Below are 18690 nucleotides of genomic sequence, written 5' to 3'. Positions count from 1 at the left end.
TCGGCGGGGGCCTGGAGGGGCGGGCGCGACGGGCGCACGCGGGCATACCGCACCCCGTCATGGTCAGGGGTGCGCGGGCACACCGCGCGGCGTCCACCGGCCCAACCCTCGGGACCCGGACGTATCGACATCCGCGCCGATGGCGACGCGGACATACCGTCGGCAGGTCCTCGGACTTCACGGGCGCGCGACCGGGCCGGCATCGGGCCACTGGCGCGCCGCCTACACCGTTGCGGGACAGTTCCGGACTCCCACCGGATTCCCCTGCGACGACAGCGAGGACGAGCATACATGTGGTGGTGGCTCATCGCGTGCACCCCCACATCTAGTGTGTTGTGAGTGATCGCACGGTGCCTGTCAGTGGTCTCGCCCCGGCCGCGCCACGGCTGCGCGCCGCGGCCGGGCAGGCGAACGGGCCGCCACGCCCGGAGGACGCGACGGCCCGTGGCCGTGAATCTGCCGGTGGCTCAGTGTCCGCTCGGTGCGCCCGCCGTCGCCGGTGGCAGGCCGGCGGAGACACTCTCGTCGCCGGCGTCCGCCGTGTAGTCGGCGGGGCTGGTCTCGTCGATGCCGTCGGGGGCCTTGACCGCCTTCAGGACGAGTGTGAGGACGACCGTCACCACGACGTTCAGCACGAAGGCGGTCAGGCCGATGTAGCCGATCTCACCGATGCCGGGGATCTCGGCGGACGACCCGCCGAAGTGCTTCTGGGTCGGGCTGGCGACGCCGTAGGCCGCGAGGGTGCCGTAGAGCATGCCGGCCGCCCAGCCGGCGAGCAGCGCCCACCGGTGGAACCAGCGGGTGAACAGGCCGCCGACCAGGGCCGGCAGGGTCTGCAGGATCCAGATCCCGCCCAGCAGCTGGAAGTTGATCGCGACGGTTTTGTCCATGGTGAGGACGAAGACCAGGGCGCCGACCTTGACCAGCAGGGAGACCAGCTTGGCGACCTTGTGTTCCTGCTCGGGCGTGGCGTCCCGTCTGAGGAAGTCCTTGTAGACGTTGCGGGTGAAGAGGTTGGCCGCGGCGATCGACATGATGGCCGCCGGCACCAGGGCGCCGACGCCGATCGCGGCGAACGCGACACCGGCGAACCAGCTGGGGAACATGTCCTCGAACAGCTGCGGGATGGCCAGTTGCGGATTGCCCTGGATGTCCGTACCGGCCTTGACGGCCATGAAGCCGAGCAGCGCCAGGAAGCCCAGCAGCAGGGAATAGAGCGGCAGGATCGTGGTGTTGCGACGGATGACGTTGCGGTTGCGAGAGGAGAGCGTGGCGGTGATGGAGTGCGGATACATGAAGAGGGCGAGGGCCGAGCCGAGCCCCAGCGTCGCGTACGCCCACTGGGCGTTGGGGCCGCTGACCAGCTCGCCGCGGGGTTTGCCGGGGACGGCGCCGGGCTGGGCGAGCGCCTTGCCCGCCGCGTCGAAGATCGCGTCGAACCCGCCCAGTTTGATGGGGATATAGACGATCGCCACGATGATGACGAGGTAGATCAGGCCGTCCTTGACGAAGGCGATCAGCGCGGGGGCGCGCAGGCCGGAGGAGTAGGTGTAGGCGGCCAGCACCGCGAACCCGATCAGCAGCGGCAGGTCCTTGACGAACCAGTTGGTGTGCTCGCCGCCGCCGATGCCCATCACGTCCAGTACGGCCTGGATGCCGACCAGTTGGAGCGCGATGTACGGCATCGTGGCGAGGATGCCGGTGAGCGCCACGGCCAGTGACAGGCCCTTGGAACCGAAGCGTCCGCGCACGAAGTCGGAGGTGGTGACGTAGCCGTGCTTGTGCGAGACCGACCAGAGGCGGGGGAGGAAGGTGAAGATCAGCGGATAGACGAGGATCGTGTAGGGGACGGCAAAGAAGCCGGCCGCGCCGGCCGCGTAGATCGCCGCTGGGACGGCCACGAAGGTGTACGCCGTGTAGAGGTCGCCGCCGAGCAGGAACCAGGTGATCCAGGTGCCGAAGCTGCGCCCGCCCAGGCCCCATTCGTCGAGGCTGTCCGACTGCTCGGCCTTGCGCCAGCGGGCGGCCAGGAAGCCCATGACCGTCACGGCCAGGAAGAAGAAGACGAAGACGGCGAGGGCTGTGCCGTTGACGCCCTGGGTGGCGGAGGCGGCGAGCGTGGCCGGGGTGCCCGGTCCGCCCGATGTGGGGCCGCTGAAGGGCACTGGAGCGCTGAGGGTCACGGGAGCGCTGAGGATCACTGGGACGCACCGCCCTTGCGGGCGCGCTGCTCACGCTGGACGAGCTTGTACGCCACCGCCGTCAGCGCGGTCGAGATCAGCACCCACAGCATCTGGTACCAGTAGAAGAACGGGATCCCGATGAGCTTCGGCTCGACCCTGGCGTACGAACTCACCCACAGTATGGCGATGAACGGGGCGAGCAGGCACAAACCGGCGACTATCCGGGTCGGGGTGACGATCTGTCTGCTGGTCGGCGGTTCGACTGGTTCTGGCATCAGCGCGGCTCCGTCCGTGGCGTTGGCCCTGGTGATCTCCTGTGCGATCGGCTGGAAATCTAGGACAGGGCCGAGGTACCCGTCACTAGCTGTCCGCATATCGGTACGCCGTATACGCACAGCGGGCGGCGTGGTCCGGAGGGCCGCATGCTCCGGACGTCACGCTGCCGTTGGCGATGTCACACCGCCGTGGGACGGGGCCGCGGCCTCAGTCCGCCGCAGGCCGCCGCAGCCGCGCCACGCTGTGCTTTCCCGGGGGGTGACCCCCGGACCCCCAGCCGGGTCCGTGCTGACCCTCGTTCAGTCCGCCGCAGGCCGCCGCAGCCGCGCCACGAACTTGTAGCGGTCGCCGCGGTAGACCGAGCGCACCCATTCCACGGGCTGACCCTGGGCGTCGAGCGAGTGCCGGGAGAGCATCAGCATCGGCAGGCCGACGTCGGTGCCCAGCAGGCCGGCTTCGCGCGGGGTGGCGAGCGAGGTCTCGATGGTCTCCTCGGCCTCCGCGAGGCGGACGTCGTAGACCTCGGCCAGTGCGGTGTAGAGCGAGGTGTACTTGACGAGGTTGCGGCGCAGCGCGGGAAAGCGCTTGGCGGACAGATGGGTGATCTCGATCGCCATCGGCTCACCGCTGGCCAGCCGCAGCCGTTCGATGCGCAGCACCCGGCCGCCGGGCGCGATGTCCAGCAGCCCGGCCAGCCGGTCGTCGGCGGTGACATAGCCGATGTCCAGCAGCTGGGACGTCGGCTCCAGGCCCTGGGCCCGCATGTCCTCGGTGTACGAGGTCAGTTGCAGGGCCTGGGAGACCTTGGGCTTGGCCACAAAGGTGCCCTTGCCCTGGATGCGCTCCAGGCGGCCTTCGACGACCAGCTCCTGAAGGGCCTGCCGCACCGTCGTGCGCGAGGTGTCGAAGTCCGCGGCGAGGGTGCGCTCGGGCGGGACGGGGGTGCCGGGCGGGAGGGTCTCGGTGATCTCCAGCAAGTGCCGTTTGAGACGGTAGTACTTGGGCACGCGGGTGGTCCGCGTGCCGCCCTCGCTCTCGGCGCTGCCCCCGTCGGTTTCCATGACCCGCCTCTCCGGCTCCTGTCGTGCTGCCGTCACCGGCTGCTCCTCCGTACATAGCGGCTCACATCGTGGCACGGGTGGGCGCTCCGTTCTCCTTCGAGGGTCCCGGCGTGCCAGATGTCGGTCCGGTAACGGACCTGACAGCGACTCTTATACACCCTTGACACCCCAAAAGGTCTAGGCCAAGCTGCGGGAACTGGTCTAAACCATTAAAGACCACACCCGGCCTTTAGGGGAGAGCGCGATGAAGCGTGGGCTCATAGCGGCGACGGTGGTCGCGGGAATGCTGGTGAGTGTCGCTGCCTGTGGGTCCAGCGACGGGAACGAAGCGGGCGCGGATGGCTTCAAGGGCCAGAAGCTGACCGTTTGGGTGATGGACGGGTCCAATCCGCCGGAATGGACCAAGCGGGTATCCGAACAGTTCAAGAAGAAGACCGGAGCCACTGCCGACTTCAAGATCCAGCAGTGGAACGGAATTCAGCAGAAGCTGAGCACCGCGCTCTCCGAGGACACCCCGCCGGACGTGGTGGAAATCGGAAACACCCAGACCGCCGCCTACGCCAAGGCCGGCGCCCTCGTCGATCTCGGCGATCTGAAGAAGGAGATCGGCGCCGACTGGAACGACGCCTTCAACAAGGCCTCGGTGGTGGACGGTACGCAGTACGCGCTGCCGTGGTTCGCGGGCAACCGCGTGGTGATGTACAACAAGAAGATCTGGGCGCGGGCCGGCCTCAAGGGAACTCCCAGGACCCGCGCCGAGCTCTTCCGGGCCTTCGACGCCATCAAGCAGAAGACCGACGCCGAGCCGCTGTACCTCCCCGGCCAGAACTGGTACTTCCTCGACGGCCTGACCATCGGCACCGGCGCCGACCTGGTGAAGAAACAGGGCGGTAAGTGGGTCTCCAACCTCGGCGACCCCAAGGTCTCCCGGGCCATGGACGTCTACCGGCAGTACCAGGCCTTCAGCACCGCCCCGAAGAACAAGGACGAGGCCACCCCGCAGCAGGCCGACATCTTCGCCAAGGGGAAGACCGGCGCCATTATCGGCATGGGCTACGAGGCGGTCACCGCCGTCAAGGCCAACCCGGATATCAAGGACGACATCGGCTTCTTCACCATTCCGGGGGAGACCGCGGACAAGCCCGAGGGCGTATTCCTCGGCGGGTCCAACTTCGCCGTCGCCGGTATGGGCAAGAAGCAGGAACTCGCCAAGGAATTCCTGAAGATCGCCCTGTCCAAGGAGAACGACGCGCAGATGGTCAAGGAGGCCGGCTGGACCCCGAAGTCCCCGGCTCTGGCCGATGCCGCCAAGGAGAATCCGGCCGCCGCGGCCGCCGCCCCCGCGGCACTGAAGTCCGGTGGCACCACTCCGCTGATTCCGCAGTGGGCCGCGGTGGAGAACGTACCGAACCCCATCAAGAACTACATGACCGCCGTGCTGAACGGTATGTCCCCGGCCGACGCCGCCAAGGACATCGAATCCGAGATCAACGCGCGGCTCGCCAAGCAGTAATTCCCGGATGCGGGGAAACCGGACGGCAACGAGGGGGAGCAGGGCCCATGGCAGTGCAGCTCGACGGCGCGGCGGAGCGGACCGCGCCGCATCACGACGGGGGAGGAGGCGCACCGCCCGCCCGCGGCGGCAGGCGCGCCCGGCCGGGCGCCAGTGGCGTGCCCTACCTCCTGCTGCTGCCGGCCCTGCTCGCCACCGCGGCCTTCCTGGGCTGGCCCATGGTCCGCAACGTGGTGCTCTCCTTCCAGAACCTCAATATGAAGGAGCTGATCCAGCGCCTCACCGACTGGCGCGGGCTCGGCAACTACCAGGAGATCCTGGGCAGTGAGCAGTTCTGGCGGGTCACCCTCCGCACCCTCGTCTTCACCGCGGTCAACGTCACCCTGATCATGGTCCTCGGCGTGCTGATCGGGCTGCTGCTGGCCCGGCTCGGCAGCAAGATGCGCCTCACGCTGTCCCTCGCGCTGGTGCTGGCCTGGGCCATGCCGCATATCGCCGCCACCACCGTCTTCCAGTGGCTCTTCGACTCCCGCTACGGCGTCGTCAACTGGGTGCTGGACCGGCTCGGCTGGCACGCCATGGCCCACTACGACTGGGTCGGCACCCAGCTGTCGACCTTCTTCGTCATCACCGTACTGATCGTCTGGCAGTCCCTGCCGTTCGTGGCGCTCAACCTCTACGCGGCCACCACGACCATCCCCCAGGAGCTCTACGAGGCGGCCCGGATGGACGGTGCCGGCACCTGGAAGATCTTCACCGCCGTCACCTTCCCGTTCCTCAAGCCGTTCTTCCTCGCCACGACGTTCCTGGAAGTCATCTGGGTCTTCAAGGCGTTCCCGCAGATCTTCGCGATCAACGAGGGCGGCCCGGACCGGCTCACCGAGACGCTGCCGATCTACGCCTTCACCGAGGGCGTCGGCAACCTGCACTTCGGGATGGGCGCCGCGATCTCGCTGCTGACGATCCTGGTGCTGCTGGCCATGACCGCGTACTACCTGCGCCTGACGCTCCGGCAGGAAGCGCGGGAGGAACAGGAGGACGCGCTGTGAAGCGCTCGCTCGCCGGCCGCATCTGGCCCAACGCCGCGGCGGCCGTACTCGCCCTCGGCTTCGTCTTCCCCGTCTACTGGATGTTCAACACGGCCTTCAAGCCGACCCGGGAGATCATCAGCGAAGACCCGGTGTGGTTCCCCTTCCACGGCACCGTCGAGCACTTCGTGACGGCGGTACGGGCTCCCGACTTCTGGACCCTGGCCGGCAACTCGGTCGTCGTGACCGTGGTCGCCGTCGGCCTGTCGCTGGTCATCGCGCTCTGCGGGGCGTTCGCCGTCACCCGGATGCGGTTCAAGGGGCGCCGGGGCATCCTGCTGACCTTCATGGTCGCCCAGATGGCGCCCTGGGAGGTGATGGTGATCTCGGTCTACCTGATCGTCCGGGACGCCGACCTGCTCAACAGCCTGCTGCCGCTCACCGCCTTCTACACCGTGATGGTGCTGCCCTTCACGCTGCTGACACTCCGGGGCTATGTCGCCGCGGTGCCCAAGGAGCTGGAGGAGTCCGCGATGGTCGACGGCTGCTCGCGCCGCCAGGCCTTCCTCAAGGTGGTCTTCCCGCTGCTGGCACCCGGCCTGATGGCCACCTCCCTCTTCGGCTTCATCACCGCCTGGAACGAATTCCCGCTGGTACTGGTCCTCAACAAGGAACCCGCCATGGGCACCCTGCCGCTGTGGCTCTCGAAATTCCAGAGCCAGTTCGGCGACGACTGGGGCGCCACCATGGCCGCCGCCTCGATCTTCGCCGTCCCGATCCTGGTCCTCTTCCTGTTCCTGCAACGCAAGGCGGTCGGCGGTCTCACCTCCGGCGCAGTGAAGGGATAACGCAGTCCATGACTCCTCTCACAGGCTCCGCCCACTCGGTACGCCCCGCCGACACCCTCACCCGCGACGCGCTCGCCGTCCTGCAGCCCGGTTTCACCGGCACCACCGCCCCGGACTGGCTGCGCCGCCGGCTCGGGGAGGGCCTGTCCGCCGTCGGCCTCTTCGGCCGCAATGTCCACGACCCGGAACAACTCGCCGCACTCACCGGGCAGTTGCGGAGGGAACGCGAGGACGTCCTGGTCGCCATCGACGAGGAGGGCGGTGACGTGACCCGCCTCGAAGTACGCGGTGGCTCCTCCTTCCCCGGCAACCACGCCCTGGGCGCCGTCGACGACACCACGCTCACCCGCCAGGTCGCCCGGGAACTCGGCCGCCGGCTGGCCGACTGCGGGATCAACCTCAACTGGGCGCCCTCCGCCGATGTCAACTCCAACCCCGCCAACCCGGTCATCGGCGTCCGCTCCTTCGGCGCCGACCCGCACCTGGTCGCCCGGCACACCGCCGCCTATGTCGAGGGCCTGCAGTCCGCCGGCGTCGCCGCCTGCACCAAGCACTTCCCCGGGCACGGCGACACCGCCGTCGACTCCCACCACGACCTGCCCCGGATCACCGCCGACCTGGCCACCCTCCAGGAGCGCGAACTGGTGCCGTTCCGCGCCGCCGTCGCGGCCGGCACCCGGGCCGTGATGAGCGCGCACATCCTGCTGCCCGCCCTGGACGGCGACCACCCGGCCACTCTCAGCCCCGCCGCGCTGCACGGTCTGCTGCGCACCCCCGCCACCGAGGGCGGGCTCGGCTTCGACGGGCTGATCGTCACCGACGGAATGGAGATGCGGGCCATCTCCGCCGCCTACGGCATCGAGCACGGCAGCGTCCTGGCCATCGCGGCCGGCGCCGACGCCATCTGCGTGGGCGGCGGACTCGCCGACGAGACCACCGTCCTGCGCCTCCGCGACGCCCTGGTACGGGCGGTGCGCACCGGCGAACTGCCCGAGGAGCGGCTCGCCGACGCCGCGGCACGGGTACGTGCCCTGGCCCGCTGGACCCGGGGCGCGGGCGCGGGGGAGGGGGCCGCGCCCGTCCCCGGTATCGGCCTCACCGCCGCCCGGCGCGCCCTCCGCGTCACCGTCGGCGACCGTCCTTACGAGCCGCTCACCACCCCCGCGTACGTCGCCGCCTTCACCCCCCTCGCCAACATCGCGGTCGGTGACGAGACCCCCTGGGGCGTCGCCGCCGAACTCTCCCGCCTCGTCCCCGGCACAGCGACCGCCACCTACCCGGCCGCCTCCGCCACCGGTACCGGCTCCCTGGTCGACGGCCTGCTCACCGCGGCCGGCGACCGCCGGATCGTCGCCGTCGTCCGTGACGTCCACCGCCACCCCTGGATGGCCGACGCCCTGCGCACCCTGCTCGCCGCCCGCCCGGGCACCGCCGTCGTCGAGATGGGCGTCCCCCAGTCCCCGCCCCAGGGCGCCCTCCACATCGCCACCCACGGCGCCGCCCGCGTCTGCGGCCAGGCCGCAGCCGAGGCCCTCACCACCCGGACCCCGTCCCGCGCGGGGTGAGCCCGCCGATCCCGGATGCACCAGTCCCGGATACACCAGTCCGGGATGCACCGGTCCCGGATACGCCGTGGCCGGGGCGCCCCGCGGGGCTCAGAGACCCTGCCAGTCCGGCTTCGCGGCGTAGGTGGCGCGGAAGTAGTCGGCGAGCTTCAGCTTGGAGGCCGCGGCCGCGTCGACGACCACCGTGGCGTGCGGGTGGAGCTGGAGCGCCGACGCCGGGACCAGCGCGGCCACCGGGCCCTCGACGGCTTGGGCCACGGCGTCCCCCTTGCCCTCACCGGTGGCGAGCAGCACCAGGTGGCGGGCCTCCAGGATGGTGCCGATGCCCTGGGTGATGACGTGGTGCGGAACCTCGTCGAGGCTGTCGAAGAACCGGGCGTTGTCCTCCCGGGTCTGCCGGGTCAGCGTCTTGATACGGGTACGGGAAGCCAGCGACGAGCAGGGCTCGTTGAACCCGATGTGCCCGTCGGTGCCGATACCGAGCAGCTGGAGGTCCACCCCGCCGGCCTCGCTCAGCGCACGGTCGTACGCCTCGCAGGCGGCCTGGACGTCCTCCGCCGTGCCGTCGGGACCCATGAACGCGTCCTCGTCGAGACCGAGCGGCTCGACCACCTCGCGCAGCACCACCGAACGGTAGGACTCGGGGTGCCCGGCCGGCAGGCCGACATACTCGTCGAGCTGACAGATACGGGCCCGCGAGGCGTCCACCGCACCGTCCCGGACTTTCGCCGCCAGCGCCTTGTAGATGGGCAACGGGGTCGATCCGGTGGCCACACCGAGCAGCGCGTCGGGCTTGCGGCGCACCAGGGTGGCGATTGCCTCCGCGATCAGCTCGCCGCCTGCCGTGGCGTCCGGAACGATGACAACTTCCACGCTTTGGCCTGCCGTTCTGGAGAGTGGTCCTATGCGGTCATGTGGTATAGACCAATCTATCAGAGGGCGGACCCCCGGTCCCGGTGGTGTGGGCGGTCCCGGCGGCGCGGGCAGGGCGTCAGAGCAGGGCACCTCCCGTCGTATCGATCCACTGGCCCGTCACCCACCGGCTGTCGTCCGACGCCAGGAAGCCGACGACGTCACCCACGTCCGTCGCGTCCGCCAACCGCCCCAGCGGTGACATCGCACCGGCCGCCCGCCGCCCCTCGGCATTGGCCGCACCCCGCAGCCGGTCGGCGTTCATATCGGTGTCCACCACGCCCGGTGCCACCGCGTTCACCGTTATCCCCCGTGGGCCCAGGTCCTTGGCCAGGGTCGAGGTGAAGACGTCGACCGCGCCCTTGGTCATGGCATAGGCGATCAGATCGGGCCTGGCGCCGCCACGCGTCAGCCCCGTCGAGACATTGATGATCCGCCCGCCGTCCCGCAGCCGGGTCAGCCCCTGCTGGACGATGAAGAACGGCGCCTTGGTGTTGACCGCGAAGAGGCGGTCGAAATCCTCCGCCGTCACCTCGCCGATGCCCTTGAGCGTCCCGTCCAGCGCCGTATTGATCCCGGCGTTGTTGACCAGGATGTCCAGCCCCTCGGCCTGCTCGTCGAACGCCGCCCACAGGGCCTCGGCGTCCCCCGGCACCCCCAGCTCGGCCTTGATCGCGAAGGCCTGGCCGCCCGCGGCCTCGATCGTGTCGACCGTCTCCTTGGCCGCGGTCTCGTCCCGGCCGTAATGCACGGCGACCCGTGCGCCGTCCCTCCCGAGTCGCTCCGAGATCGCCCGGCCGATACCCCGGCCGCCGCCCGTCACCAGTGCCGTCCTGCCGCTGAGTGCACCCATGGCGATGCCCCTCCCCTTGTTCGTACGCCCGCGCGCTTCCGCGGGAGCGCAGCCCTCACTCGGCGAGCCATTTCTTTAGTGCTCGCTACAGAAAAACCGTAGCACGCCTTCCGTACCGACCGCTATAAAATTCCTCCCATGGCGTCCAAGGAAACGAAGCAGCGCGGCCGGCCCCGGTCCTTCGACCGGGAGACGGCGCTGGAACAGGCGGTCCGGTCCTTCTGGGAGCAGGGCTACGAATCCACCTCGATCGCCGACCTCACCCGGGCCATGGGCATCAGCGCCCCCAGCCTCTACGCCGCCTTCGGCGACAAGCGGGCACTGTTCGACGAGGTCGTGGCCGAGTACGGGCGGCACTATGGCGGGTTCATCTCGCGCGCCGTGGCCGAGGAGCCGACCGCCCGCCGCGGTGTCGAACGGGCGCTGCGCGAGGCCGCGGTCGAGTACACGATCCCCGGCCGCCCGCGCGGCTGCCTCGTGATCAGCGCTGCCCTGAACATCTCACCCGGATCCGCCGAAGTCGCCGCATCCCTGCGGGAGATGAGGCGATCGAACATCGGCGAGATCGAGAGCGCCGTCCGCGCGGATATCGCCGCCGGTGAACTCCCCGCCGATGCGGACGCCACCGCGCTGGCCGACTACGTGGGCGCGGTCATCCAGGGGATGTCCCAGCAGGCACGGGACGGCGCCGAGCGGTCGTCCTTGGAGGCCATCGCCGAACTGGCGCTGAAGGCCTGGCCCGAGCGGCCGGCGGTCCGGCCGGAGGCCCCCGCCGCCGCGCGCCCGGCTCCGTAGCAGGGCCGCCGTCGCGCGCCCCCGCCCCGTGAACCCCCGTGAATCCCACGAACTCCTGGAACCGGGCCGGAAACACCCGCGGGCCGCGGCGCCGGGACGGGACCCTCAACCCGTCCGGCACCGCAGCCCGGAGCTGACATCGGCCGGCCCCGCCGTACGGGCGGGAGAGCGTCCCCCTGTGCGGCAGGGGCCCGCCGCCCCGTCCTGGGGCCGGTCGATCGGAGGCCTCGGCGCAGTCAGGGCAGAGAGCGCCTCGGGCCTCGTTCCACTCTCCTGTGCGGGGAGAGCGGAGGCCTTTGCTGAATTGTGGACTAGACCATTTGTGGTTGTCCATGGTTATGCGGGCACAAGGCGGACCCGCACCACGGACACCGTACGCCGGTAGGCTCCAAGATGTGCCCTCCATGAACGATCTCGTACGCCAGCACACCGCTCTGAGCGACTCCGACCTCGAGTGGCTCCACCTGCTGGTCTCGGAGTGGCAGCTGCTCTCCGACCTGTCCTTCGCCGATCTCGTGCTGTGGGTCCCCACCCTCGATGGCACCCGTTACGTCTCGGTCGCCCAGATGCGGCCCAATACGGGCCCCACCTCCTACCAGGACGACATGGTGGGCCATCTCGTCCCCCGGGGGCGCCGTCCGATGCTGGACTCCGCCTTGGATGAGGGCCGCATCGTACGCGAGGGCGACCCCGAGTGGCGAGAGGAAGTACCGGTACGCGTCGAGTCCATCCCGGTACGCCGGGACGGCCGGGTGCTCGGGGTGATCGCCCGCAACACCAATCTGCTGACCGTGCGCACCCCCAGCCGGCTGGAGCTCACCTACCTCCAGAGCGCCTCCGACCTCGCCCAGATGATCGCTGCCGGAACGTTTCCGTTCCCCGGTCAACAGGTCGACATGGATGCCTCACCGCGCGCCGGCGACGGACTGATCCGGCTCGACGCGGACGGCGTCGTCCAGTACGCCAGCCCCAACGCGCTCTCCGCCTACCACCGGCTCGGCCTCGCCGCCGACCTGGTGGGCCACCACCTGGGCCAGACCACCGCCGAACTGGCCCCCGCCCGCGGCCCGGTGGACGAGGCCCTGGTCAAGCTCGCCAGTGGCTGGGCTCCCCGGGAGTTCGAGGTCGAGGGCAACGACGGCGTGATCCAGCTGCGCGCCATTCCGCTCAAACCGAAGGGCACGCACATCGGTTCGCTGGTGCTGCTGCGCGATGTGACCGAACTGCGCCGCCGCGAGCGGGAACTGATCACCAAGGACGCCACCATCCGGGAGATCCACCACCGGGTGAAGAACAATCTGCAGACGGTTGCCGCGCTGCTGCGGCTGCAGTCCCGCCGGATGGATTCCGAACAGGGCCGCGAAGCTCTCAACGAGGCGGTACGCAGGGTCGGTTCGATCGCCATCGTGCACGAGACGCTGTCCCAGAACCTCGACGAACGGGTCGAGTTCGACGACATCGCCGACCGGGTGCTGGCCATGGTCGCGGAGATCTCACCCGGCAAGGTGATCACCCGCCGCACCGGACGCTTCGGCATCCTGGACGCCGAGGTGGCCACACCGCTGTCGATGGTCCTCACCGAAGTACTGCAGAACGCCCTGGAGCACGCCTTCGACCAGGCCGAGCAGGGCATCGTCGAGGTCGGTGCGGTGCGCGGCGGCAGCCGTAAGGAACCGCGGCTGCTGGTCACCGTCCAGGACAACGGCCGGGGGCTGCCCGAGGGGTTCGATCCGCACCGCGCCGGAAACCTGGGACTACAGATCGTACGCACCCTGGTGGAGGGGGAGTTGGGCGGACAGTTCGACATGGTGCGGGCACCCGGGCGCGGCACCAAGGTCCTGCTCGACGTGCCCGTACGGCCCGAGAAGCAGCACTGAGACCGTCCCGAGGCGGCATCGAGACAGCATCGGTACCGGGGCGGAGGCGGGAGCGTCCGGTATCCGGGGCGCCGCGTCCGGCCGGCGTACGGCTACCGCATGCCCCGGCGCACAGCAACAAGCCCCGGACCGTACGGTCCGGGGCTCAAAGCTCTCGCGATGCGATCACGACCGGGCTTCTCAGCGCCGATGGTGCATCGGGGGTACTGCGCGCTGCGGCTCGGGGGCCACGGGGCGGCGACTGGCTCAGGCGCTGGCGTTGCGCGCCCGGTTGCGAGCTGCACGGCGCTTCATGGCGCGGCGCTCGTCCTCGCTCAGACCACCCCAGACGCCGGAGTCCTGGCCGGACTCGAGCGCCCACTGCAGGCACTGCTCCATGACGGGGCAGCGGCGGCAGACGGCCTTGGCTTCCTCGATCTGCAGGAGCGCAGGACCGGTGTTGCCGATAGGGAAGAAGAGCTCGGGGTCTTCCTCGCGGCAAACGGCGCGGTGACGCCAGTCCATGGCTGCTCCATCTCCTCGTGTGACGGGATCGTTGCTTGTGAATGTGAACGCTTTCACGAATCCCTCCACAAGGGAAGGCCCAAACGCCAGTTGCGAACTGGTGCGGTCCCGTGGAATGAGGAGGAGGATTCGGGCTCTCAAGGAAGGGCCGTCAGAGCGGCCGTCCCGATCGCCATGAAGAGACTCGCAAACCTCGGCTGCGGATACAACCCCTTCCGGAAAGTTTTTTTTGATTCCTTGGTGTCGCCTCGGTCACAGCCGTCATTCCAGGGGGTGGGAACCAGCCTAAACGTTCGAGTGAAAGGACTTTAGGCCCTACTGCTCACACAATCACACGCAGTGCACGGCGAACGCCTGTGAACGTCACACTCGTCCGCACTCCCAGGTGGTCACCGTCCATCTGAAAGGGCAGTGGAACCTGCGAATGCAAGGTGAAGTTTGTGAGGTCGTGAAGCGACAGCGCGTGCTTGCCGTGGGGGCCGCGATCGGGCGTCGACGTCAGCAGCTGGGTGGCGTAGCGGGCCACCGCGGACGGCGAGAGCTTGCTCAGTGCGAACAAGTCGAGGCCGGTGTCGAACGAGGCCTCCGGTGACGGGTAGATCGGACGATTGCCCAGGTAGGACCAGGGTGCGGTGTTGCAGATTATGGCCATCGCGAGGTTCTCGACGCTCTCCGGAGCGCCGTCGTCACCGCCCGGACGTTCGAGGGTGATCACCCCGCGCCGGCGGTTCGCCTCGCCCAGGAACTGCCGTACGACCTGTCGCATGTAGAGGGCATGGGTCGAACGCTTGCCGCGTTCCCGCTGCTGCTCGACCCGGCCGACGACACCGGCGTCGAAGCCGAAGCCCGCGCAGAAGGTGAACCAGCGCTCCGGTACGCCCTCGTCCTCGGTGCCCGGTGTTCCCGCGGCCAGGCCCAGACCGATGGTCCGCTCACTCCCGTCCCGCAGCGCGTCCAGGAGCGCACCGGTCGCCTCCACGACGTCGTTGGGCAGCCCCAGCGCGCGGGCGAAGACATTGGTGGAGCCGCCGGGGACGACCGCCAGCCGGGGGTGCGAGTCCGGATCGGGGCCGTTGGCGAGCAGCCCGTTGACGATCTCGTTGACCGTGCCGTCACCGCCGAGCGCCACGACCAGCTCGGTCTCCCCGCCCTCGGTGGCCTGCCGGGCCAGATCCCGGGCGTGCCCGCGGTACCGGGTCTCGGCGACCTCCAGCTTGAGATCGCTGGCGAGGGCGTGGGCCAGGACTTCACGGGTGCGGGCACTGGTGGTGGTAGCTGCGGGATTGACCACGAGAAGTGCGCGCATGTGCAGAGCGTACCTACTTGCTGGTACCGCCCTTCACGCCCCGTGCGCCTATGGGGCACACCCCCGCTCCCCGGGGCGCCACCGCTACCCTGCTGGGGTGAGCAGTCAGCAGAAGAAGTCCGCCAAGAGCGCCGCGGCCACCTCCGCCGCGGCCGCGCCGGCCGCGCCGATCGGGCCGCGCCCCGCCCGGCTGAGCGCCGCCGCGGCGGTCACCGGAGCCGAGGGGCTCGCGCTGGCCGCCCTCGGCGCGTACATGCTGATCATGGGGCTGGTCGGTTCACCGGACAGCCCGCAGCAGGCGGAGACGGGCGGGCTGACCGTGCTGGCGCTCGCGGTGCTGCCCTTGGTGGCCGCGCGCGGGCTGTGGCTGCGCCGCCGCTGGAGCCGGGGCCCCTCGCTGATCACCCAGATCGTGGCGCTGCCGGTGGCCTGGACGCTGGTCAAGGGCGGCGGCGCGCTGATCGCCGCCGGCGCCGGACTGGCGGTGGCCGCACTGACCGTGCTCGTTCTGCTGGTCAATCCGACGGCCACCGAAGCCCTGGGCATCGGGCCACGGGAGACCCCGTAGGAGCGGACGGTGGACACCGTGGGAGTGGACACCGTGGGAGCGGGACGCGCACGTCGCGCAGGCGCACACGTCCCGTAAGGGTGGGTCGAACAGATCCCCTAAGGGGCACGAGGGCCCCCTGCGGGGCCACAACGGGGTGGGGCGGGGGGATATTCCCGCCTGGTCGAGCGCGGGCCTCACGCGTCCGCGAGGCCCTGGGGGTATGCGTTCGTGAGGCCCGTGGGTCACGCGTCTGTGAGGCCCGAGGGGTGCGGGTTCGTGAGGCCCGTGCGGGTTCGTGAGGCCCGAGGGGTGCGGGTTCGTGAGGCCCGTGCGGGTTCGTGAGGCCCGAGGGGTGCGGGTTCGTGAGACCTGGGGTCACTCCTCCACGAGGAGTTTGTCGCGTAGTTGGGCCAGGGTGCGGGCCAGGAGACGGGAGACGTGCATCTGGGAGATGCCGACCTCCTGGGCGATCTGCGACTGGGTCATGTTGCCGAAGAAGCGCAGGAGCAGGATCTTCTTCTCGCGTGGGGGGAGGTCCTCCAGCAGGGGCTTGAGGGATTCGCGGTACTCCACGCCCTCCAGTGCCTCGTCCTCGGCGCCGAGGGTGTCCGCGACCGCCGGGGACTCGTCGTCCGTGTCCGGGACGTCCAGGGAGAGCGTGCTGTACGCGTTGGCCGACTCCAGGCCCTCCAGGACCTCCTCCTCGGAGATCGACAGATGCTCGGCCAGCTCATGGACCGTGGGCGCCCGGCCGTGCCGCTGGGAGAGCTCCGCGGTCGCCGTCGTCAGCGACAGCCGCAGCTCCTGGAGACGACGCGGTACGCGGACCGCCCAGCCCTTGTCGCGGAAGTGCCGCTTGATCTCGCCGACGACGGTGGGGGTGGCGTACGTGGAGAACTCCACGCCGCGCTCCGGGTCGAAGCGGTCCACCGACTTGATCAGTCCGATGGTGGCGACCTGGGTCAGATCGTCGAGGGGCTCGCCGCGGTTGCGGAAGCGGCGGGCCAGATGTTCGACCAGCGGGAGGTGCATACGGACGAGGGTGTTGCGCAGCTCGGCCCGTTCCGGGGAGCCCTCGGGCAGCTTGCGCAGCTCGTGGAACATCGCCCGGGCGCCGCCGCGGTCCGGCGGCTCCTGGGAGTGCTGTGGGTCCTGCAGCCTCTTGTCCGGAGCCGGTGCGTCGTGCTGCTGCGCCGGCCGGCCCTGCTGCTCGCTCTGGTCCATGTGGTCCGCCCGCTCTGCCTGCTCCGCCGTGTCCAAATGGCCGCCGTGGTCGTCCACGCCCACCGGATGCCGCCGGGCGTGCTGCTCGGGGATGGTCGCACTGGGCGCCATCCGCCCGCCGCGTTCGAGATCTTTCACGGGGCCCCCTGTTCGGTCATGACGGTCCGGGACCGGCGCCGCGCTCCTTGTACAGACTGATGGTGACCGTCCGGTCCTCGGCGACAGTGGAATCGACCTTGCCGGCCAGTGCGGAGAGCACCGTCCAGGCGAAGGTGTCCCGCTCCGGGGCGCGGCCGTCGGTCGTCGGGGCGGACACGGTCACCTGCAGTGCGTCGTCGATGAGGCGGAAGACGCAGCTCAGCACACTGCCGGAGACGGCCTGTTGCAGCAGGATCGCGCAGGCCTCGTCGACCGCGATGCGCAGATCCTCGATCTCATCGAGGGTGAAGTCCAAGCGGGCTGCGAGCCCGGCCGTGGCCGTACGCAGCACAGACAGGTAGGCACCCGCAGCGGGCAGACGGACTTCCACGAAGTCCTGAGTCCCGGGCTCGCCTGCGATCTGGGACACCCTCACCTCCAAGGTGGCACAAGCTGGTTGAGCTGTAATTGCGCGATATTCGCGTTATGGGGGATGTTTCACGCCGGTCCCTTCTCCTGTCGGGGTGAAAGGAGAACGATTCGGCGCTGCACATGGTTCGGCTGTGACGCTATCGCGATCCGTGGGCCGGTGTCGCCCGGACAGAGCACGACCCTCCTCCGGGGGGCGCTTCGCCCTCCGGTCGCCGGACACCACCGCTGTCACTCATTGTAAAACTATGGGTACGTACAGTGGCTAGGGGTGTGCGCCGCCAATTCGAGGCTGATTACGCTCCGTTGACGCGCCAGGCGCCCGCGAGGTTGTGCAGCGCACTTCCAGTGAGCCGGAAGACCGCCCGTTCGTCCATGGGCCGTGCACCGGTCGATCGGTAAAAACCGATGGACGGTTCCTTTCATTCCAGGACTGACCACGCGAAACGCTCGTATCCGCGGCCCATGTGGATCTTCGTGGGGCTGTGCGTGGCGCCCTGTCCCGGCTGCCGCCGTACGTCACGAGGCTCGGCTACGGGCCTTCGGACGGAACACCCTGCGTGCCCATCTCTCCCACCACGTACCGATCGTCACACCATGCGCCGGAAGGGGCCCGCGCGGGGTCCTGAAGGGGCCCGCGCGGGGTCAGGGCGCGCCGGTGATGACCGCGGCGACCGTGCTCCCGCGCGCGAACGCGCCCTCCTCGGCCAGGACGGTGAGCCCGTACAGCAGCTTGGCGACGTAGCTCCGCTCCACGGGGAGGCAGTGGCGCTGTTCGAAGGCGTCCGCGAAGGCTTCCAGCTCGGGGGTGCGGCGGGCGTATCCGCCGCAGTGGAAGCGGTCGTCCAGTCGCCAGCTGCCGCGCGGGCCGCCGAACGCCGCGTGCTGCAGCCGCTCGACCGCCGCCTGGAGGAAGTGCGGCCGGCCTCCCTTGAGGACCGGAAAGCCGATCGCGTGTCCGCCAGGTCCCAGGCCGGCGGCGAGGCCCGCCAGGGTGCCGCCGGTGCCGCAGGCCACCGCGACCGTGTCGGCGGCCTCGCGGAGCTCCCGGCCCAGCTCCGCACAGCCCCGGGCGGCGAGGGAGTTGCTGCCGCCCTCCGGTATCAGCCGGAACGCGCCGAACCGGTCGTGCAGAGCGGCGAGCACCTCCGGATCGTCCTTGCGGCGGTACCGGGCCCGGTCGATGAAGTGCAGCCGCATACCGTCGGCGGCACAGCGCGCCAGGGAAGGGTTGAGCGGCGCACCGGCCAGTTCGTCACCGCGGACCACGCCGATGGTGGCGATGCCGAGGAGGCGGCCGGCTGCCGCCGTGGCCCGCAGATGGTTGGAGTACGCGCCGCCGAACGTCAGCAGCGCGTGCTCACCCGCGGCGGCCGCGGCCCGCAGATTCGGCTCCAGCTTGCGCCACTTGTTGCCCGGAAGATCCGGGTGGATCAGATCGTCCCGCTTGAGCAGCAGCCGTACGCCGCGCCGCGCGAAGGCCTCGTCCTCGATCTCCTGGAGGGGAGAGGGCAGCTGCGGGCGCAGCACGGCGGCGAGGTCGACGGGGGCGGTCATCCCTCCATTGTGCGGGCTGACGCCTACCTGACGAACGGCGAGATCAATACCCGGACCGGTGCCGGGGCGCC

The 18690-nt window shown here is 69.9% G+C and carries 17 protein-coding genes and 1 riboswitch; of the genes, 7 read left to right on the top strand and 10 right to left on the bottom strand.

The window, feature by feature from the left end:
• Positions 1-143 precede the first annotated feature (143 nt).
• Positions 144-306: riboswitch (cobalamin riboswitch) on the bottom strand.
• 161 nt (positions 307-467) lie between these two features.
• The 3 genes from mctP to ACFY12_RS02210 form a co-directional block, all read right to left on the bottom strand.
• The gene (gene mctP / locus ACFY12_RS02220; RefSeq protein ID WP_390714349.1) at positions 468-2165 is read right to left on the bottom strand and encodes a monocarboxylate uptake permease MctP; all 1698 of its coding nucleotides are present in this window, start codon (positions 2163-2165) and stop codon (positions 468-470) included.
• Positions 2166-2197: 32 nt separating this feature from the next.
• Entirely contained in the window at positions 2198-2458 is a 261-nt protein-coding gene (locus ACFY12_RS02215; RefSeq protein ID WP_390713783.1) for a DUF3311 domain-containing protein, read from the bottom strand.
• A gap of 300 nt (positions 2459-2758) precedes the next feature.
• A complete protein-coding gene (locus ACFY12_RS02210; RefSeq protein ID WP_390714348.1) occupies positions 2759-3520 on the bottom strand; it encodes a GntR family transcriptional regulator in 762 nt (253 codons plus the stop codon).
• A 244-nt stretch (positions 3521-3764) separates the two neighbouring features.
• Between ACFY12_RS02210 and ACFY12_RS02205 the strand changes: the two genes are divergently transcribed.
• The 4 genes from ACFY12_RS02205 to ACFY12_RS02190 are packed head-to-tail and all read left to right on the top strand — an operon-like array spanning position 3765 to position 8474.
• Positions 3765-5033: an extracellular solute-binding protein gene (locus ACFY12_RS02205; RefSeq protein ID WP_390713782.1), complete on the top strand. Its 1269-nt coding sequence runs from the start codon at positions 3765-3767 to the stop codon at positions 5031-5033.
• A 47-nt stretch (positions 5034-5080) separates the two neighbouring features.
• The gene (locus ACFY12_RS02200) at positions 5081-6082 is read left to right on the top strand and encodes a carbohydrate ABC transporter permease (protein ID WP_390713781.1); all 1002 of its coding nucleotides are present in this window, start codon (positions 5081-5083) and stop codon (positions 6080-6082) included.
• Positions 6079-6909 (top strand): carbohydrate ABC transporter permease, encoded by an 831-nt coding sequence (locus tag ACFY12_RS02195; protein WP_390713780.1) that lies wholly within the window; start codon positions 6079-6081, stop codon positions 6907-6909. Before ACFY12_RS02200 ends, ACFY12_RS02195 begins: the two co-directional genes overlap by 4 nt.
• Positions 6910-6917: 8 nt before the next feature.
• The gene (locus tag ACFY12_RS02190) at positions 6918-8474 is read left to right on the top strand and encodes a glycoside hydrolase family 3 protein (RefSeq protein WP_390713779.1); all 1557 of its coding nucleotides are present in this window, start codon (positions 6918-6920) and stop codon (positions 8472-8474) included.
• A gap of 90 nt (positions 8475-8564) precedes the next feature.
• On the opposite strand, the gene nagB is transcribed toward ACFY12_RS02190, so the two are convergent.
• Together nagB and ACFY12_RS02180 are read right to left on the bottom strand one after the other, a co-directional pair.
• The gene (gene nagB / locus ACFY12_RS02185; RefSeq protein ID WP_390713778.1) at positions 8565-9347 is read right to left on the bottom strand and encodes a glucosamine-6-phosphate deaminase; all 783 of its coding nucleotides are present in this window, start codon (positions 9345-9347) and stop codon (positions 8565-8567) included.
• Positions 9348-9465: 118 nt separating this feature from the next.
• Positions 9466-10239, bottom strand: a complete 774-nt coding sequence (locus ACFY12_RS02180; RefSeq protein ID WP_390713777.1) for an SDR family oxidoreductase — start codon at positions 10237-10239, stop codon at positions 9466-9468.
• Positions 10240-10377: 138 nt separating this feature from the next.
• Here ACFY12_RS02180 and ACFY12_RS02175 point away from each other — a divergent pair, with 138 nt between their 5' ends.
• Both ACFY12_RS02175 and ACFY12_RS02170 read left to right on the top strand, forming a co-directional pair.
• Complete coding sequence (locus ACFY12_RS02175) at positions 10378-11034, top strand: TetR/AcrR family transcriptional regulator (protein WP_390713776.1); 657 nt, start codon at positions 10378-10380, stop codon at positions 11032-11034.
• A gap of 404 nt (positions 11035-11438) precedes the next feature.
• Positions 11439-12911, top strand: coding sequence for a sensor histidine kinase (locus ACFY12_RS02170; protein ID WP_390713775.1), 1473 nt, complete (start codon positions 11439-11441; stop codon positions 12909-12911).
• A gap of 246 nt (positions 12912-13157) precedes the next feature.
• On the opposite strand, the gene ACFY12_RS02165 is transcribed toward ACFY12_RS02170, so the two are convergent.
• Positions 13158-13415 (bottom strand): WhiB family transcriptional regulator, encoded by a 258-nt coding sequence (locus tag ACFY12_RS02165; protein ID WP_003983230.1) that lies wholly within the window; start codon positions 13413-13415, stop codon positions 13158-13160.
• Positions 13416-13737: 322 nt separating this feature from the next.
• Positions 13738-14721, bottom strand: coding sequence for a diacylglycerol/lipid kinase family protein (locus ACFY12_RS02160; protein WP_390713774.1), 984 nt, complete (start codon positions 14719-14721; stop codon positions 13738-13740).
• 97 nt (positions 14722-14818) lie between these two features.
• On the opposite strand from ACFY12_RS02160, the gene ACFY12_RS02155 reads away from it, so the two are divergent.
• Positions 14819-15289 carry a hypothetical protein gene (locus ACFY12_RS02155; protein WP_390713773.1) on the top strand — a complete coding sequence of 157 codons (471 nt, stop codon included), beginning with the start codon at positions 14819-14821 and terminating at the stop codon, positions 15287-15289.
• A gap of 357 nt (positions 15290-15646) precedes the next feature.
• On the opposite strand, the gene ACFY12_RS02150 is transcribed toward ACFY12_RS02155, so the two are convergent.
• From ACFY12_RS02150 to ACFY12_RS02140, 3 genes are all read right to left on the bottom strand, one after another.
• A complete protein-coding gene (locus ACFY12_RS02150; RefSeq protein WP_390714347.1) occupies positions 15647-16606 on the bottom strand; it encodes an RNA polymerase sigma factor SigF in 960 nt (319 codons plus the stop codon).
• A gap of 43 nt (positions 16607-16649) precedes the next feature.
• On the bottom strand, positions 16650-17063 hold the full coding sequence (locus ACFY12_RS02145) for an anti-sigma regulatory factor (protein WP_030413515.1): 414 nt from the start codon (positions 17061-17063) through the stop codon (positions 16650-16652).
• A gap of 644 nt (positions 17064-17707) precedes the next feature.
• A complete protein-coding gene (locus ACFY12_RS02140) occupies positions 17708-18619 on the bottom strand; it encodes a 1-aminocyclopropane-1-carboxylate deaminase/D-cysteine desulfhydrase (protein WP_390713772.1) in 912 nt (303 codons plus the stop codon).
• Between the last annotated feature and the right edge of the window lie 71 nt (positions 18620-18690).

Source organism: Streptomyces sp. NPDC001339, from assembly GCF_042895955.1.
In the GTDB taxonomy this organism is placed as follows: Bacteria; Actinomycetota; Actinomycetes; order Streptomycetales; family Streptomycetaceae; genus Streptomyces.
This window is presented reverse-complemented; position numbering and strand designations above follow the sequence as displayed.